This is a genomic window from Neobacillus sp. FW104-15D2, from assembly GCF_058790155.1.
Genome location: NZ_JBYTCJ010000024.1, coordinates 1 through 26,558, shown reverse-complemented (window position 1 = coordinate 26,558; position 26,558 = coordinate 1). Strand labels below are relative to the sequence as shown.

At 39.4% G+C, this 26,558-nt stretch carries 18 protein-coding genes; 9 read left to right on the top strand and 9 right to left on the bottom strand.

The window, feature by feature from the left end; translation table 11 throughout:
- From AC3WR0_RS17875 to aspA, 5 genes are all read left to right on the top strand, one after another.
- The gene (locus AC3WR0_RS17875) at positions 1-1,413 is read left to right on the top strand and encodes a glycosyltransferase family 2 protein (RefSeq protein WP_492553580.1); all 1,413 of its coding nucleotides are present in this window, start codon (positions 1-3) and stop codon (positions 1,411-1,413) included.
- Positions 1,410-4,658 carry a hypothetical protein gene (locus tag AC3WR0_RS17870; protein ID WP_492553579.1) on the top strand — a complete coding sequence of 1,083 codons (3,249 nt, stop codon included), beginning with the start codon at positions 1,410-1,412 and terminating at the stop codon, positions 4,656-4,658. The genes AC3WR0_RS17875 and AC3WR0_RS17870 overlap by 4 nt, the downstream gene beginning before the upstream one ends.
- On the top strand, positions 4,655-5,023 hold the full coding sequence (locus AC3WR0_RS17865; protein ID WP_492553578.1) for a response regulator transcription factor: 369 nt from the start codon (positions 4,655-4,657) through the stop codon (positions 5,021-5,023). Before AC3WR0_RS17870 ends, AC3WR0_RS17865 begins: the two co-directional genes overlap by 4 nt.
- Entirely contained in the window at positions 5,013-7,895 is a 2,883-nt protein-coding gene (locus AC3WR0_RS17860; RefSeq protein ID WP_492553577.1) for an ATP-binding protein, read from the top strand. The genes AC3WR0_RS17865 and AC3WR0_RS17860 overlap by 11 nt, the downstream gene beginning before the upstream one ends.
- Before the next feature lie 291 nt (positions 7,896-8,186).
- Entirely contained in the window at positions 8,187-9,638 is a 1,452-nt protein-coding gene (aspA, locus tag AC3WR0_RS17855) for an aspartate ammonia-lyase (RefSeq protein WP_492553576.1), read from the top strand.
- A 361-nt stretch (positions 9,639-9,999) separates the two neighbouring features.
- Here aspA and AC3WR0_RS17850 read toward each other — a convergent pair whose 3' ends face one another.
- The 5 genes from AC3WR0_RS17850 to AC3WR0_RS17830 form a co-directional block, all read right to left on the bottom strand.
- A complete protein-coding gene (locus AC3WR0_RS17850; protein WP_492553575.1) occupies positions 10,000-10,464 on the bottom strand; it encodes a CD3072 family TudS-related putative desulfidase in 465 nt (154 codons plus the stop codon).
- Positions 10,454-11,032 carry a CD3073 family putative ECF transporter S component gene (locus AC3WR0_RS17845; RefSeq protein ID WP_492553574.1) on the bottom strand — a complete coding sequence of 193 codons (579 nt, stop codon included), beginning with the start codon at positions 11,030-11,032 and terminating at the stop codon, positions 10,454-10,456. The genes AC3WR0_RS17850 and AC3WR0_RS17845 overlap by 11 nt, the downstream gene beginning before the upstream one ends.
- A 184-nt stretch (positions 11,033-11,216) precedes the next feature.
- A complete protein-coding gene (locus AC3WR0_RS17840; RefSeq protein ID WP_492553573.1) occupies positions 11,217-14,246 on the bottom strand; it encodes an efflux RND transporter permease subunit in 3,030 nt (1,009 codons plus the stop codon).
- 415 nt (positions 14,247-14,661) lie between these two features.
- Positions 14,662-15,225 carry a YitT family protein gene (locus AC3WR0_RS17835; RefSeq protein WP_492553572.1) on the bottom strand — a complete coding sequence of 188 codons (564 nt, stop codon included), beginning with the start codon at positions 15,223-15,225 and terminating at the stop codon, positions 14,662-14,664.
- Between the two features lie 148 nt (positions 15,226-15,373).
- Positions 15,374-16,675, bottom strand: a complete 1,302-nt coding sequence (locus tag AC3WR0_RS17830) for an NCS2 family permease (protein WP_027320332.1) — start codon at positions 16,673-16,675, stop codon at positions 15,374-15,376.
- A gap of 356 nt (positions 16,676-17,031) precedes the next feature.
- Between AC3WR0_RS17830 and AC3WR0_RS17825 the strand changes: the two genes are divergently transcribed.
- Positions 17,032-17,679: an HAD family hydrolase gene (locus tag AC3WR0_RS17825; protein ID WP_492553632.1), complete on the top strand. Its 648-nt coding sequence runs from the start codon at positions 17,032-17,034 to the stop codon at positions 17,677-17,679.
- Between the two features lie 42 nt (positions 17,680-17,721).
- Here the strand turns inward: AC3WR0_RS17825 and AC3WR0_RS17820 are convergent, their stop codons facing one another.
- Complete coding sequence (locus AC3WR0_RS17820) at positions 17,722-18,723, bottom strand: inorganic phosphate transporter (protein WP_492553571.1); 1,002 nt, start codon at positions 18,721-18,723, stop codon at positions 17,722-17,724.
- Between the two features lie 13 nt (positions 18,724-18,736).
- The gene (locus AC3WR0_RS17815; protein WP_027320329.1) at positions 18,737-19,354 is read right to left on the bottom strand and encodes a DUF47 domain-containing protein; all 618 of its coding nucleotides are present in this window, start codon (positions 19,352-19,354) and stop codon (positions 18,737-18,739) included.
- 1,043 nt (positions 19,355-20,397) lie between these two features.
- Here AC3WR0_RS17815 and AC3WR0_RS17810 point away from each other — a divergent pair.
- Positions 20,398-20,655: a GlsB/YeaQ/YmgE family stress response membrane protein gene (locus AC3WR0_RS17810; protein ID WP_492553570.1), complete on the top strand. Its 258-nt coding sequence runs from the start codon at positions 20,398-20,400 to the stop codon at positions 20,653-20,655.
- Between the two features lie 142 nt (positions 20,656-20,797).
- Here the strand turns inward: AC3WR0_RS17810 and AC3WR0_RS17805 are convergent, their stop codons facing one another.
- On the bottom strand, positions 20,798-21,724 hold the full coding sequence (locus AC3WR0_RS17805; RefSeq protein WP_492553569.1) for an RluA family pseudouridine synthase: 927 nt from the start codon (positions 21,722-21,724) through the stop codon (positions 20,798-20,800).
- Positions 21,725-21,895: 171 nt separating this feature from the next.
- On the opposite strand from AC3WR0_RS17805, the gene AC3WR0_RS17800 reads away from it, so the two are divergent.
- Both AC3WR0_RS17800 and AC3WR0_RS17795 read left to right on the top strand, forming a co-directional pair.
- Positions 21,896-22,294, top strand: coding sequence for a YhcU family protein (locus tag AC3WR0_RS17800; protein ID WP_492553568.1), 399 nt, complete (start codon positions 21,896-21,898; stop codon positions 22,292-22,294).
- Between the two features lie 413 nt (positions 22,295-22,707).
- On the top strand, positions 22,708-24,450 hold the full coding sequence (locus tag AC3WR0_RS17795; RefSeq protein WP_492553567.1) for a phospho-sugar mutase: 1,743 nt from the start codon (positions 22,708-22,710) through the stop codon (positions 24,448-24,450).
- A gap of 179 nt (positions 24,451-24,629) precedes the next feature.
- Here the strand turns inward: AC3WR0_RS17795 and AC3WR0_RS17790 are convergent, their stop codons facing one another.
- On the bottom strand, positions 24,630-26,147 hold the full coding sequence (locus AC3WR0_RS17790; protein ID WP_492553566.1) for an MDR family MFS transporter: 1,518 nt from the start codon (positions 26,145-26,147) through the stop codon (positions 24,630-24,632).
- Between the last annotated feature and the right edge of the window lie 411 nt (positions 26,148-26,558).

Here is a 26,558-nt window from a genome sequence, read left to right as displayed (position 1 = left end):
ATGGCTGACTTGCAATGGATGGATATTGTTACCTATTTCGGATGGTTTATTGCTGTATATATGGTCGTTGTCATTGTCTTTTATTCGATTATTCTCGTTATCTCGTCCTTCCAGCTTCGCAGGGAATACCAGCTGGACAGAACCCGGACATATGAGGATTATACAAATGAAATATATACGAAGCCAGTTTCAATAATTGTTCCCGCCTACAATGAGGAGGCGGGAATTGTTCAAAGTGTAAGATCTCTGCTCAGTATAAATTACCCCGTTTTTGAAATAGTGGTTGTAAATGACGGTTCTAAAGACAACACGGTAAAAAAAGTCATCGAGCAATACGATATGAAAGAAATACAAAAAGTAGTCAGGAGGCAGGTTAATTCCAAACCTATAAAAAAGATTTATCAATCTCAGATTCTGCCGAATCTTTTCCTAATAGATAAAGAGAATGGGGGAAAGGCAGATGCTCTTAATGCTGGTTTGAATTTTTCCCACTATCCTTATTTCTGTTCCCTCGACGGAGATTCCGTACTAGAGAATGATGCATTCTTGAAGGTTATGAAACCTATTATAGACAGCAATGAGGAGGTCATTGCATCCGGGGGAAGTGTAAGGATTGCCAATGGCTGTGACATTCGCAATGGCAATATCGTGAAAATAGGATTATCAGATAGGCCAATCGTTATAATGCAAATCATTGAATATCTCCGTGCATTTTTAATGGGAAGAATCGGTTTAAGCAGGCATAATCTTCTTTTGATTATTTCTGGAGCTTTTGGTGTTTTCTCCAAGCACTGGGTGGTGGAAGCAGGCGGCTATAAGACTGATACAGTTGGTGAAGATATGGAGCTGGTTGTCCGGCTGCACAGCCTTCTAAAGGAAAGAGGACTTAAAAAGAAAATTGTATATGTACCGGATCCAGTATGCTGGACAGAGGTGCCGGAGGATTTCACTTTCTTGCGAAAGCAAAGACGGCGCTGGCACCGCGGATTGTTTGAAAGCTTATGGACACACAGAAAGATGCTGTTTAATCCCAAGTATGGAACAATCGGCTTTATTTCCTTTCCATACTTTTGGATCGTAGAATTTTTCGGTCCCATCGTGGAATTAGCAGGATATCTATTTATCATACTGTGTTTGTTTCTTGGTGGTATCTATATTGAGTTTGCCATTCTCATTTTTCTTCTTTCCTTATTATACGGCTCTCTTTTTTCAATGGCGGCAGTACTTTTGGAGGAATGGAGCCTCACAAAGTATCCCAAGGTGTCTGATATTATAAAGCTATTTCTCTATTCGTTGACTGAAACCTTATGGTATAGACCACTGACTGTCCTGTGGCGGTGCGAAGGAATCTGGCAGATGATAAAAGGCGACAAGAGCTGGGGAGAAATGAAAAGAAAAGGTGTATCACAATGAAAAAAAGAACCTACTTATTTATTTACATTTTTGTACTCATGGCTCTCATAACAAGTCCCTTTTGGCTTTGGCAAATCCAGAATTCCAAAAAGCTGAACGTGCTTATAGTAGACAAGACTGTTCCGGATAAAACGTACCGGGAGCATAAAGGATTAGTTTGGGTCCTTAATAACGGAAAGTATGTTAAGGATGATCAAAAAAGATACCTTATCGATTCTGATTACCGGGGCTTTAAGCCAGAGGAAGGGAAGAAATACAAGACTACTGGACTTCCGAAGAATCTAAATAAATATGATGTTATTTATCTTACCGACCAATATGGAGTGTACAGGAATGAATTCCTGGGCCAAAACCAGAAAGGGAGCAGGTCGCAAAGCCTCTATGGCGGCCTTAAAATATCTGAAGTGGAAAAGATTGAAAAGACACTAGTTCAGGTCCCCGGCAAAACCCTGGTAGCTGAATTCAATACTTTTGGAAGCCCGACAAAAGAAAATGTAAGAACAAAGATTTCCAGCCTGCTGAATTTAGACTGGAGTGGCTGGATTGGCCGATATTTTACGAATCTTAATGGTCCGGAGGTTCCTGTTTGGGTTAAAGATAATTACCAAAAACAAAAGAAGTGGAATTTTTCCGGAGGCGGCTTTGTTTTTGTAAATCAGAATGATTTTGTCGTAGTAATAGATGAAAAGGAACTAACGGATGAGGGAGCGCTTTTTAGTCTGACTAAAGCAGGGGAAAAGCGATTTAATCAGGAGATAAAGGTTAATTACGAGTACTGGTTTGATATTAATGAAGCCAGGGATAAGGATGGAATTCTCGCAAAATATCAGCTTCCGGTTACCTCCAAAGGAAAAGAAGCCTTGGACAAATACGGGATTCCTTCTCATTTTCCTGCCATCATTTCCAATTCAAATGTAAAATACACCTCTTATTATTTTGCAGGTGACTTTGCTGATGAAGCAGAAGTACCTGGGATTTATCAGACGAAAGGCTTGGATGTATGGAAAAAGCATTTTGCAGCAGGTGATTCTTTTTACTGGAAGTCATACGTACCAATGATGAAGGAATTGCTGGCGAATGGTCTGCATCGTAAGGTGAATCAGGAAAAAGTTGAGGTAACAGAGGACTCAGGTATCAAAATAAACAGCCGTACAGGGAAGGAATATATTCAAATTCAAAAGGATGGCAAATGGAAGAATTTTTTAATAAAGGGCGTTAATATTGGGATGGGAAAACCGGGATACTTTCCTGGTGAAACAGCTATTTCGAAAGATGAGTACCTTCGCTGGTTCCAGCAAATTGGCCGGATGAATGCCAATGCTATTAGGATTTATACACTTCACCCGCCAGCATTTTATGAAGCCTTCTATGAATATAACCAAACGGCAAAGAATCCGATTTTCCTCTTTCATGGTTCATGGGTTAACGAAGAAGGGCTTGTGAAATCGCAAAATGCATTTGCCAAGGAAAATGTTGAAGATTCACGGACAGAAATTAAACATATGATTGATATCATTCACGGGAACGCCAAGATTGAACCTCGTCCAGGACATGCCTCAGGGACTTACAAATACGATATTTCAAAATATGTCCTTGGTTTTATTGTTGGTATCGAGTGGGATCCGCAGATGGTATCATCAACAAACACTGCCAACAAACAAATAGGCCAATATAATGGCCAATTTTTTAAAACGGAAAAAGCATCTCCTTTTGAGAGCTGGCTTGCCCAAACTATGGATTATGCGGCAAAGTATGAAAGTGAAAATTACCATTGGCAGCATTCAATGAGTTTTACAAATTGGGTAACAACCGATTTGTTGAAACATCCGGAAGAACCGTTGGCAAATGAGGATATGGTGTCAGTAAATCCAAATCATATTTCAGCAACGAAGGATTTCCATTCCGGATTATTTGCTTCTTACCATATTTATCCGTATTATCCTGACTTTTTAAATCTTGATAAATCATATGCAGAATATGTAGGTTCAAATGGGGAAAAGAGTGCATACGCAGGATATCTTCATGATTTGAGGCAAAGTCATAATATGCCTGTGCTTGTTGCTGAATATGGGGTTCCAGGTTCCCGTGGTCTTACGCACAGAAACCAATTCGGATTTAACCAAGGCTTCCATTCCGAAAAAGAACAGGGAGAAATTGATAAAAAGCTTTATCAGTCAATCGTATCTGAAGGTTATGCAGGGGGCATGGTATTTACCTGGCAGGACGAATGGTTTAAGAGGACATGGAACACCATGGACATCGATAATCCGGACAGGAGGCCATACTGGACGAATCAGCAAACGAATGAGCAGCACTTTGGGCTATTGGGATTTGAGCCGGGAAGAAAGGATAAAGCCATTTTGGTTGATGGGGAGGCAGGTGACTGGGAGCAGGCTGGAGCCAAAGTTATTTATCAGTCGAAACGTAAAAATGATAGTTTGAAAAAGGTCAGTGTATTATCAGACCCAGGTTATTTATACTTTCTGCTAACCTATAATTCACCTGTCCGGTACCCAGAGGATGAAACAGATATTCTGCTGGATACGAAGACAAATCAGGGCCAAACGAGCATTCCCTTAAAGAATGGGACAAAACTTAAAACAGACTTCGGAGCAGATTATGTAATTAAGTTAAACGGCCCTAAAGAGTCGAGGGTATTAGTGGATAGCTACTACGATAGTTTCTATTATCAATACGGGCAACTTCTAAAGATGATTCCTTTAAAACCGTACGCCGGACAAAAAAACAATGGGATTTTCCATCCTATTAGGCTTGCCTTAAATAAACAAATAAAGATACCGAGTACTGGAAAGATCATTCCTTTCGAGGATTATGAAACAGGTGTCTTAAAATATGGTGATGCTAATCCGCTTCATAAAGATTTTAATTCCTTAACCGATATAAGCATTAGTAAGGATAAAAAGACGGTTGAAGGCAGGATTCCATGGCAGCTGCTAAACGTAAAAGACCCTAGCTTAAAAGAAGTAATGGGCGATTTATGGACTAGCGGGCTAAAAGGTACAGAGACCATTAAAGGTATAAGGATTGCCGTGGCCGAGACAAAGAATGGCAAGGTACAGATGTCCTTTCCTTCTTTAAAAAATAACCTCCTTTTACAAGAGGGTACCTATTTGTATTCATGGGATGAATGGAATGAGCCGTCTTATTATGAACGCCTAAAAAAATCATATGATGTTATGGCGAAAACATATAAAACAAGCAGAATCGGGGAAGGCGCTAAATGAAGAGGATTTTATTGGCAGAGGACGAGGAAATATTAAGAATGCTGGTTACAGACACACTTGAAGATGAGGAATACGAAGTCGATGAGGCAGAGGATGGCCAGCAGGCTCTCGAACTGGCCAGCAAGAATGATTATGACTTAATCGTTCTTGATTATATGATGCCCATGCTGACCGGTCTTGAGGTAATCGAAGCTATAAGAAACAAGTTAAATAATAAGAGTGTCAAAATCTTAATGCTTTCCGCTAAAAGTCAGAGTTATGAACAAGAAAAGATAATTCAGGCCGGGGCTGATTATTTTATGGCAAAGCCGTTCAGCCCCCTTCAGCTATTGGAGAAGGTTAAGGGAATAGTAAATGAATATTAATATGAAAATTAAAAACAGTTTATCGCGGCAGTTTATCTTTTTAATGGGGACTTTCATCCTTGCGTTTACTATTGGTGCTGCAGTGTTATTAGCTTTACTTTTTTTCCTTAACAACAGCTTTTCCGAACAACGAATAGAGTTAAAAGAAAAGGAACGGGTAGTACAGGCAATAGATAAAGATTTTAATAAAGCCTTTTTTGATGCCAGGGGGTATTTAGCTCTTGGCAATAAAAAATTAAAAACAAGCGCATTAGCCCAGGATGAAAAGATTAGGATACTAAGTAACAAGCTTGATAAGCTTGATTCATCTGAGGAAACCGGAAAGCTTATTAGTGATATAGATTCTTTCCGTCATTACTATTTCGATCAGACCTTGCCTGAAGCATTCGGTAATTATGAAAATGGTAAAATGGATCTTGTTATAGAAACAGCAAATACACAGGCAACATCCAGAGTTAACCAATTTCAGGATTTATTAAACAATTATATAAACGATCTAGAAACAAAGTTAGAGCAGAACTTTAAGCATTTGGCAGAAATGCAAACCTATATCCAAATTGGCTTTATTGTATTTATTTTAGGTATTCTTCTTTTGCTTCTGAGAATCGTTAGGCTGATGCTGAGAAATGTTGGACAGCCACTCTCCATGCTAACAAAAGCTGCATATGACATTGCAGAAGGGCAGATTTCTTCTCCTATTATTGGATCAGACCGCAAGGATGAGATTGGGCTCTTGTCTAATGCATTCCGGACCATGGCGCTTAGGGTTCAAGAAAAAGAGGAGGATCTGATGGCTCATAATGAAGAATTAATGGCACAGCAGGATGAACTCCAGGCCCAGCAATATGAATTGGAAACAGCACTTGAAATACGAAAGCAAAATGAGGAAAAGCTAAGGAACAGAAATCAGCTGACGAATTTAATCTCCAACTCACTTGATAAGCAAGTTGTTTTAGATAGTATTGTCCACACGATGTGTAAAATCATCGGTGCTGATAGAGGAATTATTGCTCTTTATAAGGATAAATCCAGTGCATCTCATGGCATCTCAAAAAAGGGTGAGGTGCAGTTTTTAAGCCATATGGAATCAGGCTTATATGAAAGATTAACTTTTGAAAAAAAGCCTTTTGCTATTAGAAGAGAACTTGATTCAACCGAAAAGGGATTTCATGATGGTAATTTATATGGACATGATTTGTATCTGCCCATTTTTTCATCTGACGCACATATTTCAGCGGTAATGGTGTTTACCCGCTATGGTTCACCATTCCAGGAATCCGATTTAGGAGAGTATATGGCTTTGGCCAAAAGTATCGGTATCTCTCTAGATAAGATTTCGCTATTTGAGAGATCAGAAGAAGAGAGAAAAAGAAATCAGGACATCCTGGACACTGTAAAGGAAGGGATACAGCTCGTTGCTATTGACGGAAGGATCCTCCAAGTAAATGATCAATTCTGTGAAATATTTAATGAAGCTAAATTCCCTCTGGTTGGAAAATCTTTTGATGTCTGGAGTAAGGAATTCGCAGAATTCGTGGAGGATGAAGATTTCTCTGACTTTCTTAAAGAAACTGTACAGTTCAAGGACCCAGCACTAAAGGTAGAAAAAGCTTTCATCTATAGATTAAAGTCCAATAGCCGAATTATAAAAGTTTATAGTGAGGATTTATACAGGGGCAATGAAAAGCTGGGTACTGTTTTCGTTCATAGGGATATTACAAAAGAATATGAAGTGGACCAGATTAAGTCGGAATTTGTTAGTACTGTAAGCCATGAGCTTCGTACTCCATTGGCTAGCATTCTTGGTTTTACCGAATTAATGCTTAATCGGGAGCTGAAACCGGAACGGCAAAAGAAATATCTTGCTACGATTCTTAGCGAAGCTGTACGCCTAACCTCGCTTATTAATGACTTTCTTGATGTTCAAAGAATGGAAGCAGGGAAGCAGGCTTATGATAAGAAATATATTGAGCTTCTTCCTATCCTTAAAACAGTTATTGAGCTCCAAAAGGTTAATACTGCAAAGCATGAGATTATTCTTGATTCCTGTCCCGAAAACCCAATGATCTTGGGTGACAAGGCTAAGGTCGAACAGATATTCACAAATTTAATCAGCAATGCGATAAAATATTCGCCGGAGGGCGGGCCGATAAAGATCCAGGTATACCACTCAGGCAGCTGTTTAAATGTTGATGTTGCAGACAAAGGGCTCGGTATCCCAAAAGATGCAATGGATAAGCTATTTACAAAGTTTTATCGAGTTGATAATACGGACCAAAAACGAATTGGTGGAACGGGACTTGGACTTGCGATTGTCCAGGAAATTATGAAAGCCCACGATGCTTCTATAACAGTGGAATCGGAATATGGGAAAGGCAGTACATTTACTGCAAGTTTTCCTGCCGTTGAAAGTACAGCAGATCATCACGAACATGATAAGACGGCTAATTCCGGAAGCGGTTATAGCATAATGGTTGTAGAGGATGATATAAGTCTTGTTCGGCTTATTAGGCAGGAGTTAAAGGACAGCGGCTTTAATGTAATTACTTTTAAGAAGGCAAAGGAAGCATTAGAGTATCTAAACATAAATACGCCAGATGCAATCGTCCTTGATATCCTCCTTGAAGATGCAGAAACCGATGGCTGGGAGTTTATGAAAAACGTAAAGAAGAAAGGGAACCTTGCACAAATCCCGATTATTGTATCAACCGCACTGGAAGAAAAAGAAAAGGGATTTTCGCTTGGGGCAATGGACTACTTAATAAAGCCATACAAACCAAGCCAGTTATCCCGTACGATAATGCAAACTTTGCTTAAAATAGGCAAGGTTGGCCAAATACTTGTACCTGAGAGAGAAGACTCACGAACTTAAAAGTTTATCATAACGCAAACCATTAAAGCTTCCCATAAGGGGAGCTTTTTTCATTTGAATCGGGAAGATTTAAAAATCATTTTTTACAAATTTATGAAAATAGAAAAAGATGAAATAAGAACATTTTGTGAAAAGCCATATAAAAAGGAAGCAATATTTTTATAAGGAATATAGTGTTATGCAGATATTCCGCATTAGAAGCCGTTTTAAGGTAGGGTAATGACATGATAGGATGATCCGGTGCAGCATATAATAATACAAGCTACCAAGGAATACAAAGGGGCGGAAAACATGAATTTAAACAAAGAATACAGAGTTGAGAAGGATTTTTTAGGAGAAAAAAGAGTGCCTGCACATGCCTATTATGGAGTTCAAACCTTAAGGGCAGTTGAAAATTTCCCCATTACGGGATACCGAATTGAATCAAGCTTAATAAGAGCAATGGCCATGGTGAAAAAATCTGCTGCGATAGCTAACAATGAAATTGGCCAGCTTAACGAGAAAATTGCAACCGCTATCATATCAGCGGCAGATGAAATAATTGACGGAAAATGGCATGAACAATTTATTGTGGACCCCATCCAGGGCGGGGCAGGAACATCGATTAATATGAATACAAATGAAGTAATTGCAAATAGAGCCCTTGAAATAATAGCCGAGAAACTCGGTAATTATAAAGTTATTAGTCCCAATACCCATGTTAACATGGCTCAATCGACAAATGATGCTTTTCCGACAGCCATCCATATCTCTGTTTTATCGAGTATGGAAGGTTTACTCGAAGCCATGAAACAGCTATACGCAGCATTTGAACAAAAAGCTATTGAATTTAATGATGTCATTAAAATGGGCAGAACCCATTTGCAGGATGCGGTGCCTATCAGGCTGGGACAGGAGTTTGAAGCATATGCGAGGGTTTTGAACAGGGATTTAGAACGTATAGGCAATTCCCGTCAGCATCTGTATGAGGTAAATATGGGTGCTACAGCGGTCGGCACCGGATTAAATGCTGAACCCCTGTATATTGAGAGGGTAGTACACCACCTTGCTGAAACAAGTGGTTTCCCTCTGAAGAAAGCAGAACACTTGGTGGATGCAACGCAGAATACGGATAGCTATCTTGAAGTATCTGCGGCCTTAAAGGTATGCATGATGAATATGTCCAAAGTGGCTAATGATTTAAGGATGATGGCCTCTGGACCGCGGGCAGGTCTTGGTGAGATTCAGCTGCCGGAACGCCAGCCGGGTTCTTCAATCATGCCGGGAAAAGTAAATCCCGTAATGGCAGAAGTGCTGAATCAAGTTGCGTTCCAGGTGATCGGCAATGATCATACCATTTGCCTGGCAGCAGAAGCAGGGCAGTTTGAATTAAACGTTATGGAACCTGTCCTGGTTTTCAATCTGCTTCAATCCATTAAGATAATGACTAATGTCTTTACCGTATTCCGTCAGTATTGTCTTGAAGGTATTACAGCCAATAGGGAAAGAATGGAAGACTATGTCAACAACAGTGTTGGAATTATAACAGCCATCAATCCGCATGTTGGCTATGAAACGGCAGCTGCGATTGCAAAAGAGGCAATTGTAACAGGGAAATCAGTAAGAGATCTCTGCCTCGAAAAAGGGGTTTTAACGGAAGAAGAACTGGATATTATCCTGCATCCATATGAAATGACTGACCCTGGTATAGCGGGCAAAGAGCTTATAAAAAATAAGGATGTGCTGAATATCCTAGCTGATTAGTCCTGGTTCGGAAAAACTTAAAGAGGAGGCTGCGCTTGAGCATCCTCCTTTTTTACAAGAAAAGTATAAAGTTTTACCTTTTAAATGGTCTATCCCCAGCGCTACGCGAGTTCTATCTTAGAAAAGCTTCCTTAAATATCTTGCATCCAGTATGACTGCAGACGATACATTGTGCATCTAGTGTCATCCCACTTCTCCCTACGATAAGCCATCACCGAACTTTTAAAGTGCTCGTGAGCCAAGCATAATCAAAGGATCTAATGTTCAGCTCGTCGCAAAGCTGCATGTTGAATATCCAAAAGAGGATGAACTGGAAGTTTACTAAGCTGCTACGCTGATAGGGCGATTGCACTTTTATTATTTATTTAGACTTGTGAATATCGGCGTTAAAAACCGGTTCGTGCGTATTTGGAAGGTGCCAGAAAGTCTCTATCTCAATTTTTTTGGCATCCAAAAGGCATTTAAACTCTTCCATAAAAACACCCCGCCCAGGATCGCAGGATGGACTGCTTTGTATACCGACAGTGCCCATTATTTGATAGCCATTTTGCTGGTAGTTTAATAATTGGTCAATTATAGGCTCCAGTATTTTTCCGCAGTGGTCCCTGTATGATTCATTATCATATTCCTCATAAGTCATGGGCGGGCGTTCAAGACCTAGGAAAGTAAATTCAGGACATGGAAGCTGGACAATTCCATATCCATTTTTTAGAGCCCATTCCATGACGGAAGGAATGGCACCAAGAGCCCGGGCTTCCTCTTCAATAACTGTATTTTGATTAATAATGCAATGAGAAACAAGAAGAATCTTTTTACTACGCTGCATAGTCTGATCCCTTTTTATTATAAGTCTTTTGAATGGAAGGCACCCTGCTGATTAAAAACATAACCAGAAGGCAGGTAAGAATTTTATCAACAAAGTTTCCTGTAATTCTGGATATAAAGGTGGAGGCAAAAATATCGTGGCCAGCAGCTCTTGCCCATAATACTACCAAGTCCATACCGCTGCCGTTTAAACCTCCAAATAAAGCAACTGCTATCGGCGTGCCAATTAATGGTGCGATAATCGATAACATTAAACCTGTTGAAAGGGCAACGTACCATTTGGCAAAATTAAATTTCCTTGCCATAAACCCAGTAACAAGTGCAATGGTTATATTTACGAGTCCAAAAAATACTGCCGAAGGTTCTGTTGTTGTGCCTAAAACCACGTTTGTCAAAAGACCCGTAATTGCACCCCACCAAGGCCCAAATACGACAGAAACTAAAACAGTGCCAATAGTGTCTAAAAATAAAAGTGGAATTTTCATCATTGAAACCAATGTTCCTAATACCACATTAAGAGTAATACCCAAAGCAGAAAAAACCAAAATAAATGTTTTACGATTCCCCATTAAATCCTCTCCTCAAAATCTAATTGTTTGTCTAACTTTTACATCTATATTTTGGATATTAAAGAAAAATTTCACATATTTGACCAATTTGCATTTTTAATTTTTTAGCATTAAAAATTTGAGGTATTTTCTGTGTGAAAAAAAAGCACGCTGGCTATTAAAAACCAAGCGTGCTTATTCTGTCTTACATAGATAAGTGGCTGTCTGAGCTTTGAGCCATTCTTTGTTTCTTCGATTTTCTAAAATGAAGAAGTTCATAAACGACTGGAATAACGACCAAAGTTAAAAGAGTAGCTGCACTTAGTCCGCCGATAACAACGATTGCAAGGCTTTGTGAAACGAGGTTTCCAGTTTCGGCCTTTTTAAATAGAAGCGGAAGCATAGCGAAAATGGTTGCTACAGCTGTCATAAGGATTGGCCTCATCCGGATAGAGGCAGCTTCCACTATTGCATCACGCATGATCATCTTTTCTTCATTTTGCTTAATACGGTCTAATAGAACAATAGCATTTGTAACGACTACACCAATGAGCATCAGGGCTCCTAGCAATCCAGTAATATCCACTGCAATTCGGCTGATAAGGAGAGCGAAAATGGCTCCAATGGCCGCCAGTGGCAGAGAGAAAAGAATTGCAATTGGGGCACGGATTGTTTTAAAGGTAATGACCATTATTAAAAATACCAGTCCAATAGATATAGCCATTGTTGTAAATAGGTCATTAAAGTCATCCGCCTGCTGCTGGCTGGCGCCGCCTACAAAAACATTTACTCCGCTCGGTAGTTTCATCCCCTTAACATCTTTTTTATTTCCAAAAATTCGTTTATTCATTTCTTCGGTGACCTGGGATAATTTATCAGCCTTGACCGTGGCTGTTATTTGGATGTAGGTGTCACCATCTTTATGGAATGAACTAGCTGGTTTTTCTTCTTTGTTTAAGGCAGCAACAGAAGAAACAGGTACCATCCCGGATTGAGTCATTACCGGAATCTTGCCGAGATCATCTGGACTTTTTGGATCTAGAACAGGGTCAAGTAAAACCGTGGTCCTTTGTCCATCTAATTCGACCGTACCAATCGGCGTCCTGTTTAACATTACTCCTACCTGCTGAGCGATCTGCTGGGTATTTCCCTTGGATAAATCCACATCAAGAGAATAAACTGTCTTTTTTGACTCTTCATTTGAAGAGATTTTTTCTATTCCTTTTATGTTTCTAATTTTATCTTCTACAGACTTTGCCGTTTTTTCAATGCTGGTAAGTTCCTCACCCATTACATCAATTTTTACCTGAGGGGAACCACCACCCATCATAGAGGAGGCAGCAGCAGTAAGTGTTGCCCCAGGATACTCATCCTTTTGGGAATCTATCTTTTTAATAACTTTATCCGTGTCGTTCTTATCTTTCAGAATGATATTTAAGCTGGCTGCGGTAGGAGAACCTACGTCACCAAATTTGGCTGCATCTTCACTTATTCCAAGAGTAGTAAATTCATTTTTGACCTCATTAAGGCCAGTAATGAATTTTTCCAGCTCAAGAGTATTCTCCTTCACTTTTTCAGCAGGAGTATCACTTGGGTAATTTAAAACTACCTGAATAAAATCAGCTGATGAATTGTCTGTTGCTCCTTTTGGCATTGAAAAATAAGTTCCTATAGATCCCGCAAATAACAAAAAGGATACCAAAATAACAACCCATTTATGGTTAAGCGACCATGTTAAAAATCTTGTAAACTTGACAGAAGGCTTGTGCTCCCGCAGTTTAGCATTCTTTAAGAGGGCAGAACTCATGAGAGGAACAACTGTTAAAGCTACTACTAAAGACGCAAGAAGTGAATAAGTTACCGTTAAAGCAAATGGAAGCACGAAGTCCTGTAAACCGCCGTTAACAAGTCCAATCGGCAGAAATACTGCAACAGTAGTTAATGTTGAAGCAGTTATCGCACTCGATACTTCTTTGGTAGCATCTATTACTAGCTGTACGGAAAACTTCTCATTTTGCATTTTTCTAAAGATATTCTCAATAACTACAATACTGTCATCTACTAGCCGGCCTACAGCCACTGCAACTCCGCCAAGGGTCAGGATATTTAAGGTTACACCTGATTTAGACAGAAGGAATAGAGTAAAGGCCAATGAAAGTGGTATGGATACAATTGTAATAAAAGTAGAGCGAATGTTGCGCAGAAAAACCATAATAACGATGGTTGCAAAAAGAGCGCCTATAAGAACCTCTTTCATCATGGAGTTAACAGAAGTTTTTACCATTTCTGCTGTAGCAATAAGTATTTTTGATTCTGCCTGATCATACTGTTTGTTTAATTCTTTAATCTTCTTGTTAAGATCTTTACTTACAGAAACCGCATTTGAGTTGCTGTCTTTTACGACGATAAGCAGCAAGGAATCATTTCCGTCAACTCGGGTCATCATTCCTTCAGGCTTCTTTACAGTTACCGAAGCCACATCCTTTAAAGAAATACCAGGAGCAACAGGCAGGCTTTCTATTTTTGAAACGCTGTTAATATTCCCAACAACACTAATATTGCTGGCTTTTCCATCGATATTCTTTTCTCCAATTGCAACGGAAACATTTTGTCCCTGAAGAACGCTCATTAATGATTGCAGAGAAACTTTTTTTTGTGCTAAAAGTGCATTGTCAACTTTGACTGAGACAAAGGATTCTGAGCTGCCGTAAGTTTGAATGGCTGAAACACCTTTAATGCTCTTAAGCGGGTCGATAATTTTTTGCTTCGCAAATTTAAGATTTTCAGTGGTAAGGCCATCCTTGAAGTTTACAGCCACATCAGCAATTGGAATCATGGATGTATTCCGCTGGACAATAGTAGGCTTCATAATATTTGGAGGGAGCTGGAGGCTGTTAACTGCTTCGGCTACATCTTGTTTTGCCTGTTTCATATCGGTCTTAGAATCAAAATTAATATCGATTTTTGCAAAACCGTCCCCAGTTGTTGAAAAAATGTTCTTCTTACCTTTAATGCCAGCCACCGCATTTTCAATCGGTGTTGTAACCTGGCTTTCCATTGTTTTTGCATCTGTTCCCTGTCCCATAGCAACCACCATTACAAGCGGTTCATCTGCTGGCGGCAGGAATTCCATCGGCAGCGTGAAATAGCTTATTAGTCCCATAAGTAAAACTAATACAGACATTAATCCAACAGCTGCCTTATTTTTAAATGCCCATTTCGTGAACAAATACATAGTAAATTTTACCCTCCTATGGTTAATTTATCCTAAATAACTTCAAAATCTTACCATAGAACATATGGAGAATGAAACTGTTTTCTGTAAAATTTCACAATTTATTTTAATTGGTAAGTAAAAAGTTTACCTTTTAAATTGTCTAGCTCCAGCGCCCAGCGAGTTTTCAACCTTGAAAAGCATCTTTGAATATCTTGCATCAAGTATGACCTTTAGGTGATACTTGGTGCAGCTAGTGTCCATCCCGCTTCTCCCTACGATAAGTCAACATCGAACTCAAGTGCTCCTGCGCCACAGCTTTTTCAAAGAAGCTTATGTTCAGCTCGTCGCAAAGCTGCATGTCGCCTTTTCAGAGAAGCCGTTACAGGAAGTTTTTTCAGGTAGTTGCTTCGCTGAACGGGCGCTTGCGCTTTTCTTAATAGGCCTCTTTTTTCCATACAGCTGTGAAGGAGGTCATGACGCCAACACACATAATGGTTATAAAAGAGTAAAAGTATTTTTCGAGTCCCACGACTTCTATTCCACTTGTAATGACTAAGCCATCAATTAAAAAAATGATTACCCCTACATTTACAGAGGTGAGCTTTGTCAGCAGTTGGGCAAGAAGATCAGTGCCTCCCGTACTTGTTTCATACCTCAGCATCAGGCCAATTCCAACTCCCACGAGCAGCCCTCCTATAATCGTGCTTGGCAGAATACCCAGATGGAAACGGCCGTCTAAAAAGGAAAATAAGTCTATAGAAAGCGAGGAAATAATCAATCCGTGCAGGCTGTAGTAAAAATAACGTCTTTCAAATACCCATGCTAAAGCATAGAGTGGGAGACTCAAAATAATAATACTAAGTCCTGTAGGAAGGCCATAAAAATAATGAAGAATCAGTCCAATGCCTATTACCCCGCCATCAAGTAAATGGTGGGGGACTAAAAAACCATTAATTCCAAAGCTTAGAAGGAGACTTCCGGTAAGTACGGCAACCACTTTTTGCAGGATAAGACAACACCTCTACTTGTCCTTTTTTACTACAATATGATAGGTGAGAGGGAATAGAATCAAAAGTTTAATAACGTGGTGAAGGTTAAAGAAAGAATAAAAAAGCTGAACCCTAAGAGTAGGGTTCAGCTTAATTTTAATGCTGTAAAAATGCCAGTTGAAAAAAGAACAAAACGGCAAAAAGATAAACAAGCGGGTGAACTTCCCGCCATTTTCCTTTTACTACTTTCAATAGCGGAAAGGAAATAAATCCAAGAGCTATTCCTGTGGCAATACTTGAAGTCAAAGGCATGCTGAGGATAACTAAAAAGGCTGGAAAGGCCTCGTCTAATTCATCCCATTTTATATGGGCAATGCTTCCCATCATCAAGCTTCCAACGATAATCAAGGCAGGTGCTGTTATGGCAGAAAGCCCTGACACAGCTCCCACGAGTGGTCCGAAGAAGGCCGATAGAATAAACAAGATCGAAACAGTAAGAGTGGTTAAGCCTGTTCTTCCGCCAGCTGCTACACCACTGGAGCTTTCGATATATGCAGATGTTGGGCTTGTTCCGAAAAGGGAGCCAATAGTTGTTGCAATAGAATCGGACAGAAGAGCTGCACGGGCTCTTGGCAATGTTTTTCCTTTCATTAAACCAGCTTGCTGCGCAACGCCAATCATGGTTCCGGTCGTATCAAAGATGGTAACAAGGAGGAAGGAAAAGACAACAGCATAAAGGCTGTGGCTGAATACCTGTCCAAATGCATCCGCAGGGTTGGTAATGATCATCCCTTCCGGCAGATGGGGAAGAGATACAAATCCTTTTTTGAAGGAAAGCTGACCTGTAAAGTAAGCAATTGCTCCAGTAATAATCATCCCGAAAAACATCGCGCCATTTACTCTCAATGACATTAGAATCAGTGTTACTGCCAGACCGGCAATGGCAAGTGCTGCTTGTGGTGCGTGCAGATCACCCAGGCCAACAAGGTTAGTTGGATGTTTTGTAATGATTCCTGTTAGTCTTAAACCGATAAAAGCGATAAATAACCCGATACCGGCAGTAATACCATGCTTTAAATTATCAGGAATTGCTTCAATTAATTTACTTCTAAAGGGGGTAAGGGAAAGAATGATAAAAATCAGCCCCGCTACAAACACAGCGGCAAAAGCAGTTGGATAATCAATATTTCCATGTGTCCCTACTACTGAATAAGCAAAATAAGCGTTTAGACCCATACCCGGTGCAATTGCAATTGGATAGTTTGCAAAAAGTGCCATCCAAAGTGTTCCGGCAACAGTTGCAATAATCGTTGCGGAGAACACTTGCTCAAAAGGAACTCCAGCATCCGATAAAATAACAGGATTAACAATAACAATATAAACCATTGTCAGGAAAGTAGTTATTCCAGCAAGTATCTCGGTTTTTGCATTAGTTTGATTTTCTTTTAGTTTAAACATGATAACACTCCTAAAAACGAACATTAATAATAACAAATTATATAATATTCGTTTTTTCTGCAAAAATCAACAAGAAAAAACAAAAGCTGCATTCCTAAATGCTTAACAAGGTATGTGTTTTTAACCAGAAAGATATGTTTATGATTACCATATTAAAATATTTAAGCCGTTTAAGATCACAAATGGAACCTCAAATTTAATAATGTGATGGGTGTTCAGTGAAGACAACGATTGAAAATCGAATCTATTTTTTGATGAGAGGTATTCATGTTAATATGAAAAGATAAGTTACATTTTTTCCCTCCTTGAAGCTACAGCCAAATACAGGAAGGGAATAGGGGGAGTAATAATAAATGATTAAAGCAGTAATTTTTGATTTTGACGGAACTTTAGTAGATACAGAAAGTGTCTGGTACCAGGTTTATAAGGAAATTCTATTTGAAGAATACAGCTTAGAACTGCCACTCGAACAATTTTCCAAATGCATTGGCACCACGGACGAAGTTCTTTATGAATACATACAAGAGGGGACAGGTAAAAAAGTTGATCGAAATAAGCTGGAGGAAGCGGTTAAGCAGCGGTTTTTTGGTCAAAAAGATATGCTGGAGGTCCGCGAAGGAGTTTTGGAAAAAATAAAGGAAGCCAAAGAGCAAGGACTTAAAATCGCTCTGGCATCAAGCTCGAGCAGGGAATGGGTAGATGGCTTTTTAGAACAATTTAACCTGAAAAGTTATTTTAGCGTGGTTAAAACTAGGGAAGATGTTGAAAAGGTAAAACCGGACCCTTCCTTATATTTGAAAGCATTGGAGGATCTTGGAGTTGAGCCTTTTGAAGCAGTGGCGATAGAGGATTCAGCTAATGGAGTACTAGCGGCAATTTCAGCAGGAATGTATTGTGCAGTTATCCCGAATCAGGTGACCGCGCAGCTCGAATTCCATGAAAAGGCAGTACGTTCTGAACACTTTAGGGATTTGTCCTTTAAATTTGAGGTTTATAATAGGTAACAAAACAAAACGGCAGGATATTTTCCTGCCGTTTGTTCATGATCAAAAGATTAGATTCAAAATATAGTATGCAATCGCTGCAATTGCAGCAGATATAGGAAGTGTAATAATCCAGGTGATCAACATACGCTGAGCTGTATCCCATTTGACACCTTTAATACGGTGAGATGAACCAACACCTAAAATTCCAGAAGAAATTACATGTGTCGTACTTACCGGAAGGTGAACATAGGATGCTCCAAAAATAACCAGCGCGCCTGTTAAATCGGCAGCTACACCGTTAATCGGGCGGATCTTCATAATTTTACCGCCGACAGTTTTAATAATTTTCCAACCGCCAATGCTTGTTCCAAATCCCATTGCAATCGCACAGGAGGCCTGAACCCACAAAGGGATGTCTGCATCCGGTTGAAGATATTTATTAGATATTAAAGCCATAGTAATGATACCCATTGATTTTTGAGCGTCGTTTGTACCATGTGAAAATGATTGCAGTGCAGCAGTTGCTACTTGAACATATCTCATATTTCGATTTGTTTTTGTCAGATGAGAATTCCTAAAAACAACTTTAAAAATGCTGTAAATTATATAGCCAATCGCAAAAGCGAGAAGCGGTGAAACGATAAGAGCCTCAAGGATTTTGATAAATCCGCCGTAGTTCAATGCCTTAAAACCAGCTGAAGCAATGGCAGCCCCGGCTACTGAACCGATAATGGCATGGGATGAACTGCTTGGAATCCCATAGTACCAGGTAAGAAGGTTCCAGAGGACAGCAGAAATCAAGGCTGCGAGAATAACAACAGATCCGTTATGCAAGGTAAAAGGATCAACAATATCTTTTGTAATGGTCTTAGCAACTCCGGTAAATGTCATTGCACCAACAAAATTCATTATCGCTGCCATAAGAATGGCATGGCGTGGTTTCAGAGCTTTAGTAGAAACCGAAGTTGCAATGGCATTAGCCGTATCATGGAAACCGTTAATAAAGTCGAATGCAAGGGCTCCAATAATAATTAAAATGGTAATCATAAATATACTGCTCATTTATTAGGACTCCTTAAGCATTTTTCATGATAATGGTTTCAAGTGTATTTGCTACACTTTGGCAGCTGTCAGCAATATCTTCAAGGGTTTCGTAGATTTCTTTATACTGAATAATGCGAATAGGATCTTTTTCAACTGCGAATAAGTGTTTAATACTCTGCCTTAAGATATTATCGCATTTAGATTCATAATCTTTTGTTTTAATCGCATGTTCCCTGATAGCGAGGAGCTTTTTGCCTGTAAGAAGGCCGATTGCTTTGTCAATTTCATTTACGCTGCCTTCAATAGCTTCTACGAATTGAAGCATGAAGTCATCAGCTTGTGTAATAGAATACATTTCGAAAAGAGCTGCACAGGATTCCAGGCCATCTAGGACATCATCCATGCTGATTGCAAGGTGAAGGATGTCTTCACGCTCAATAGGAGTGATGAACGCATCATTCAGTTCCCTGATTACGTCATGTACGAAAGTATCACCTTTTGTTTCATATTCTTTCATTTTTTCAGAAAAGATTTTCAAGTCGCTTACATTTTTTAATTTATACTCTGTAAAGAAGTTGCTGCTCTCCTTTAAATTAGTTGAAATATTGGTTAACAGCACCATAAACTTATCATTTTTTTTTAAGGCCATTTCTATTACCCCCATTTTTCATCCCAAAATAGTTCACCAAACGAGATAATTTTATTAAAATATTGTCGAAAAGGGAATTGATTAACATCAAATTTACAAAAACTTAACAAAAGAATATTCAGATAAATCATTTTAAAATTAATAATTTTTTACGCTCGACTGGTTTTGGACATCTGAGAAGCGGGAACAAAACCTACACAGTTGGTTTAACCAAAATTTAGAATACAATCCATAAAAATGGATATTTTACGGCTTAGGCCGTTTATAAAAATGGATATTTTACGGCTTAGGCCGTTTATATAAATGGAGCAGCCCGTTTAAGGCTGCTCTTTGTGTGTTTATTTTTACTGTAAATAACTTCGTGATAAGCATCTGTGTACAGCAGCTACTTGCAGCTTTACGACGAGCTGAAGGCTGCCTCTTCGAATATCTGTGACGCTGGAGAAAGAAGAACCGAGCACATTGTTCAGCCCCGACAAGCGCTAGAAGGCCCGACGTGAAAGTCGTTCTTTACTACAACTTTAGGAATGAAGTGGACTCGAGCAGCCAGGAGTTGAAGTTTGGCAGACACCCGATCTGCTGAAAGCGAGTCTCGTGACAGGCAAAAGGCGAATTGTCATGCGATGATCTTCATCGAGCTTTCTATTGTATAACTAAAATCAACAGGCAAATTTAACGAAGTCAATACAAAAGAAAGATTTTGCATAGCACTTTTTTAGCTAAAGATTTTAAAGGATTGCTGGGTTTTAAAACAACATTATTATAGGAAGAAACTTGATTATCTTTAATAAATATTCTTCGTATGACCAGAAGGAAATGGGAGCATAATAAATTTGCGAGTTACTTAAAAACACTTTTATTACCCACTTTCTTTATCTTTGGGTTTAATTAAAATGATTTCGGGTATTTTATAAGTACAAGCAGTTAGCTAATAGCAAGATGGTAAAGCGTCAGCGACACCTAGAATATAGCTACTGTTTGAGACTGCGGCAGTCGTTTATGAACAAGATGGAATTTTAAATAACTATTAAGGAGTGATAAGAATGGGTTTTCTTTGGGCATTAATTATCGGAGGTATCATCGGTTGGTTAGCTGGTATCATTATAGGTAGAGATATTCCAGGCGGTATCATTGGAAACATTATCGCAGGTTTTGTAGGTGCATGGTTAGGTGGATTGCTTCTTGGAGATTGGGGTCCGCATGTAGCTGATTTTGCAATAATTCCAGCTATTATCGGTGCCGTAGTACTTGTATTCCTTCTAAGCTTAATTATGAAAGGCTTCCGCAAGTCTCATGACTAATAAAAAATGCCTCCCTCGGGAGGCATTTTTTTTATCTAATCTTGTACAATACATAAACCTGAACTCTTAAGAAAAACTATGCCACTCGCCAAAAGGGCTTAACGTGTCCCAAGTTTTTCAAATCAATTGGAAAGGATTTTATTTATATATCCTCCAAATTAATCCCTGAAAAGATTGGAGGTTTATCCAGAAAAGGCGCATGACAAACGATTTTTTCTAATGTCAATGGATGAATGAATTCGAGTTTTGCAGCATGGAGTGCCTGTCGGTCAAAGAGAGGCAAGCCTCCATATAGAATATCACCCGCAAGAGGATGTCCGATATGACTGAAGTGGACTCTTATTTGGTGTGTTCTGCCCGTATCAAGCCAGCATTTAATAGCGGTTAGGTTCTTAGATGAATGACCTTTTAACACCTGGTAATGGGTTATGGCATCCTGGCCGATCGCGGAAACACGTCTCCTGACTGGATGATGGCGGTCTCTGCCAATCGGTTCGTTAATGATTCCTTTTTTTTGATGGAGCTGACCCTGAACAAGGGCAAGATAAGTTCTTTTAATTTCCCTTTTTTCAAGCATCATATCCATTAAGGAACCTGCTAAAGAATGCTTTGAAAAAATAATAGCCCCACTTGTATCTCTGTCGAGTCTGTGTATATGCCGGATGTTTCTTATTTCACCCTTTGAAAGCATATAAAAGGCAGCAGCGTTTGCAAGTGTGTCCGTTTCATCAGGTTCGTTGGGATGGGTACTAATAAATGGCGGCTTATTAAAAACAATCAAATGATCATCTTCATATAAAACCGGAACATCCAGGTAGGATGGCTCTGTTTCAAAGGGAACCTCCTCAAAAAGAAGAAGTCCAAGTTTAGTTCCCGCAGAAAGGCTTACATTCCAATTCGCTGGTTTACCGTTTATTAAGGCTTTTTTTTCTGTCCTAAAAGAATGAGTTAATTTTTTGGGGACCTTCCATTTACTGCGAAATATCTCCTCTAATGTAACTCCATTCCAAGATTCAGGAATGGTTACTTCAAACCATTTTCCTAAGCTCCTTGTTTCCAGCATATTCATGTAGATGAGGCCTCCATTTTAAATTATTATTTACCATTGAAACCGAGCTCCACCTACTGTTTTATAAGCCTAAAGTGTGGTTATAATTACCACCGATTTTACAGTTCTGATTATGTTATTCTATGGGTAAGGAGCTTTAATTTTTGAGAGGTTTACAAAGGTGGGTTTTAAGTGAAAATTGTTTTTGCATCTACGCCCAGCCAGGAGGAAGAAATCGACGAGTTGATTCGGTACTTTTACACGAATGTATTTCCAGCTTACTTTTCAGAACAGGAAATTAAGGAATTCGAGCGTTTAAAAGTATTGCATGCTTCAGCCCGGCACTTTGAGCATTTTGGTACATTAAGAGAAGCATTTCGGGTCATGGCATGCCTGCAGACTTTAATTTTTATTTTAGAAGCATCTGTTTACGATGACTTCCATGCAGCTCTCTTTAGTAAAAATGCTGCAGTTTTAAAGGATTATGGACTTTATTTTCCCTTTGAGTATGATCAGTTTGTAAATATCCATGACTTGAAAAGCGATTTATTTGGTATGTATTCAAAACCCGCTAATCAAATGCTTGTGTAGAATTTTAAGTTCTGCTGTTCTTCGAATGGTAGATTTACGTGCTGGGAAAGCCTGCTGCTGCAGGCTTTTTTTCTTTTGTTAGCTCCTGTATCGTACAATGATACGAAGCATAATTGAGGAGTTCAGGTTTGTGCTTTCCGCTCTAATCAATATAGTCAGCTAAAGCATCAATGTAATTTACATTGCCAAAAAGAAACTAAGATAGAATCCTTTTCTAAAACACCTTATTATCTTAAGTGATTTTAATAAAGAACTCAAATACTCCCTCCTGATGTTAATTATTTTTTCCCTTATTGTAAAATTGGAAAAAGAATTAAATTACATATAAAATAAAAGATGAAGCTCATCATGAAAATATTTCATTCTTATGAAGGAAAGAAATGTAAACAGACTTAGATGCAGGAGGAGATTAAATGTCTTGGAAAGATAAGGCGAACAGGTGGATTCAATTTGAAGAATTGGATTCTGAGCTAAAAGCAGAGCTCAGTGAAATTCAAAAAGATGAGAAGCGTTTAGAGGAAGCCTTTTATAAGGACCTTGAATTTGGTACAGGTGGTATGCGCGGTGAAATAGGCGCGGGTACCAATAGAATGAATATTTATACTGTCCGTAAAGCTTCTGCTGGATTGGCTGCTTTTATTGAGACGCAGGGAGCGGAAGCAAAAAATCGCGGGACAGTAATAGCATTTGACTCCCGGCACAAGTCTCCAGAGTTTGCGATGGAAGCAGCTAAAACTTTGGCTTCTCGTGGCATTAAAACGTACGTTTTTGATGAATTGAGACCAACGCCAGAGTTATCTTTTGCTGTTAGATATTTAAACGCATTTTCGGGGATAGTGATTACAGCAAGTCATAATCCTCCTGAGTATAATGGATACAAAGTTTATGGTCCTGATGGAGGCCAGCTTCCACCGGAGAGTGCTGATCAGGTAATTGAAAAGGTTAATGAAATTGAAAATGAATTAATGGTAGAGGTATCGAGCGAAACAGAACTAAGGGAAAAAGGTCTAATCCAAACCATTGGCGAGGAAATTGACACAGCCTATACGGACAAGCTCCTTACAATATCCGAAAATCCAGGACTTTCAGAGGAGACCGATTTACAAGTAGTATTTACTCCTCTTCACGGAACAGCCAATAAGCCTGTCAGAAGGGCACTTGCTGCTCTTGGATATAAAAATGTCCATATTGTAAAAGAACAGGAACTTCCCGATGCTGAGTTTTCAACTGTTAAAAGCCCAAACCCGGAGGAGCACGCTGCATTTGAATTAGCTATCCGTGATGGAAAAGCAACCGGAGCTGATATACTCATTGCCACTGATCCTGATGCGGACCGGCTTGGAGTTGCAGTTAAGAATCCGGAGGGGGAATATGTAGTTTTAACAGGAAACCAAACAGGTGCCTTACTGCTTGATTATATTCTTACTCAAAAAACTGGACAGGGTACACTTCCAGCCAATGGAGTTGTCCTAAAAACAATTGTTACTTCCGAAATCGGAAGGAAAATTGCATCAGCATATAACCTGGAAACAATAGATGTATTAACCGGATTCAAATTTATTGCTGAAAAAATTAAGGAATATGAAAAATCCGGTCAGTACTCCTTCCTTTTTGGATATGAAGAAAGCTATGGCTACCTGATTGGTGACTTTGCCAGAGACAAGGATGCCATCCAGGCGGCATTATTAGCAACTGAGGTTAGTGCCTACTATAAAAAGAAGGGCATGTCCCTTTATGATGGCCTGATGCAAGTTTTTGAAAAGTACGGTTACTATCTGGAGGGCCTTCGTTCCCTAACGTTAAAAGGAAAAGAAGGAGCAGAACAAATCCAAAGAATCCTTGCTTCTTTCCGATCAGAGCCGTTAACAAAACTAGGCAATCTGGAGGTTCATTCTGCTGAGGATTATTTAACTAGTCTTCGTGTAACCGGATTAAATGAAGAAGCCATTGACCTTCCAAAATCAAACGTTCTGAAATATACCTTTAAGGATGGCTCATGGGTTTGCTTAAGGCCTTCAGGAACAGAACCAAAAGTAAAATTCTATTTTGGAATAAACAGTTCCAGCCTTGAGGAAAGCCAGAGAAAACTGAAGGCAATTGAAAAGGATTTTATGGAACTTGTTGACCAAAAAGTGAAAGCATCTGAAGGTAAATAATCAGCTGCACAGCTTAGATAGTCAGAAGTGGAGGACATTGCGAAAGCAGTGGTCTACATGGCCTCAGCACCTAAATATATGCTGATTGATCATCCTTCACCCGCTGGTAAAAATTATCTTATAGCTTAAATACGAAGAGGCTGTCTCCAAGAATGGGGACAGCCTCTATCTTTTTGAGTTTACGAAGCCTTTTGTTTTGTTGAAACTTCTACCTTTGCATTGCCCATAAAGAAAATGGTTATGGCAGCAATTACCACCGGTATAAGAGCAAGCATAAATGTGTGGGTAATCGAGATAGACATGGCGTTAACAATTTTATCTAAAACGAATCCAGGTATTTTTGACCGTTCTCCAGCCTGGAATATTTGTCGGGGATCGCCTATTTTAAAGGAGGCATCTCCGCCACCTGCCATGCCTTTAAATGCTTCCTTTAGCTTATCGGTAAAGATATTGCCTTGGATGGTTCCAAATATGGTAACTCCAAGTGTCATCCCAAAGGAACGAAGAAAAGAGTTAGTCGAATTTGCTGTCCCTCTGAATTGTGGCTCCAAGTTGTGTAGAGAGGCTGTAGGAAGAAGGGAAAAAGAGAAACCTACTCCAAATCCCACAAGTACCATATAAAGGGTAACTAAGGCTCTCGAAGTTTCCGGTGTCATCGTACCAAGGAAATACATTCCGATTATATAGGAAACGATTGATATAAACATTAAGTTACGGTAGGAAGTCTTTGTTAAAAAGATTCCTCCAATAGAACTACCTGCAACAGAGCCAAGCATCATCGGTGTCAAAATAAGCCCTGCATTTTTCGCAGTCCCGCCAAAAACAGCCTGAACAAAAATAGGGATAAACACAGTCATGATAATGAAGGTCGCTCCATATAAAAATGCAAGAAGCTGTGATGCTGCAAATAATCTCCGTTTAAACAGCCAAAGAGGCAGGATTGGTTCCTTCGCCTTAATTTCAGCAAAAAAGAAAGCAATGAAAAATATAAGGAAGCTTCCAAATAAACCAATAATTTGGGCTGAATTCCAGTCATATTCTTTTCCGCCAAGTTCAAGGGCAAACATCAGACTTACAACTGCAATGACTAAGGTTATTGCCCCCAGCCAGTCGATTTTTTGCTTCGAATGCTTCAGCGATTCTTTGTAATAGCGAGTGATCAGGAACAGCGAAACAATCCCTATCGGAACATTAACATAAAATACCCAATGCCAGCTGATATAATCAGTAATATAGGCGCCAAGTAAAGGACCAAGTACGCTGGATGCCCCGAAAACAGCACCGAGCAAACCAGTCATTTTCCCCCTGTTTTCGGGAGGGAAAATATCAAAAATAATCGTAAAGGCAATTGGCATCAGAGCACCGCCGCCGATCCCCTGGATTGCCCTGAAAACACTAAGCTGAATAATCGTTTGAGCAATTCCGCACAGAGCAGAACCAATTAGAAAAACCACCAGTCCAAAAATAAAGAAGCGTTTGCGGCCGTACATATCCGAAAGCTTACCGAATATAGGCATACCAGCCATAACTGCTACCATATAGGCAGATGTTACCCAAATGAATTTATCAAACCCGCCCAGGTCAGACACAATCGTCCCCATAGCCGTTGCAACGATTGTATTATCCATCGCTGACATCAAAATACCAAGCAGGAGTGCCGTTGTAACCAGTTTTAAATTTTGGCCGTTTTCTGTCATAAAAATCCCCCTTTAGTAAAAGAAAAAATATTGTAATCCCGTTTTCCAAGAAAATATTGGTACTCAGATACCTAAGTTTATTGGACATTTAGGAAGGTTGTCAAATGAATTTTTAATGAGATAGCACACCCGGAAATGCGTGTAATCCAGGTTTGCTTTATTTAGAGAAATGAGCTGCCAGCAGGCAATATGAAGAAGGCAGTCCCAATCATTGATTAAGGAAGGAGATTCCTTAGCGAAGTAGTGCCTTCCTGGCTGAACACGTGCATTCCTTAGCAAAGTCGTGCATTCCTACTGGAGTTCGTGCATTCCTTAGCGAAGTCGTGCATTAAATGATGATGTATAAAAGTATGTGTAAGCAAAAAAGTAGACAAAAAAAATAAGACAAAGTACTCTCGGTTTGTCCAGAAC

Bases quoted from the DNA above. Each gene is read 5' to 3' on its own strand.
- AC3WR0_RS17875 (WP_492553580.1), top strand. From the start codon at position 1: ATGGCTGACTTGCAATGGATGGATATTGTTACCTATTTCGGATGGTTT.
- AC3WR0_RS17870 (WP_492553579.1), top strand. From the start codon at position 1,410: ATGAAAAAAAGAACCTACTTATTTATTTACATTTTTGTACTCATGGCT.
- AC3WR0_RS17865 (WP_492553578.1), top strand. From the start codon at position 4,655: ATGAAGAGGATTTTATTGGCAGAGGACGAGGAAATATTAAGAATGCTG.
- AC3WR0_RS17860 (WP_492553577.1), top strand. From the start codon at position 5,013: ATGAATATTAATATGAAAATTAAAAACAGTTTATCGCGGCAGTTTATC.
- aspA (WP_492553576.1), top strand. From the start codon at position 8,187: ATGAATTTAAACAAAGAATACAGAGTTGAGAAGGATTTTTTAGGAGAA.
- AC3WR0_RS17850 (WP_492553575.1), bottom strand. From the start codon at position 10,464: ATGCAGCGTAGTAAAAAGATTCTTCTTGTTTCTCATTGCATTATTAAT.
- AC3WR0_RS17845 (WP_492553574.1), bottom strand. From the start codon at position 11,032: ATGGGGAATCGTAAAACATTTATTTTGGTTTTTTCTGCTTTGGGTATT.
- AC3WR0_RS17840 (WP_492553573.1), bottom strand. From the start codon at position 14,246: ATGTATTTGTTCACGAAATGGGCATTTAAAAATAAGGCAGCTGTTGGA.
- AC3WR0_RS17830 (WP_027320332.1), bottom strand. From the start codon at position 16,675: ATGTTTAAACTAAAAGAAAATCAAACTAATGCAAAAACCGAGATACTT.
- AC3WR0_RS17820 (WP_492553571.1), bottom strand. From the start codon at position 18,723: ATGAGCAGTATATTTATGATTACCATTTTAATTATTATTGGAGCCCTT.
- AC3WR0_RS17815 (WP_027320329.1), bottom strand. From the start codon at position 19,354: ATGGCCTTAAAAAAAAATGATAAGTTTATGGTGCTGTTAACCAATATT.
- AC3WR0_RS17810 (WP_492553570.1), top strand. From the start codon at position 20,398: ATGGGTTTTCTTTGGGCATTAATTATCGGAGGTATCATCGGTTGGTTA.
- AC3WR0_RS17805 (WP_492553569.1), bottom strand. From the start codon at position 21,724: ATGAATATGCTGGAAACAAGGAGCTTAGGAAAATGGTTTGAAGTAACC.
- AC3WR0_RS17795 (WP_492553567.1), top strand. From the start codon at position 22,708: ATGTCTTGGAAAGATAAGGCGAACAGGTGGATTCAATTTGAAGAATTG.
- AC3WR0_RS17790 (WP_492553566.1), bottom strand. From the start codon at position 26,147: ATGACAGAAAACGGCCAAAATTTAAAACTGGTTACAACGGCACTCCTG.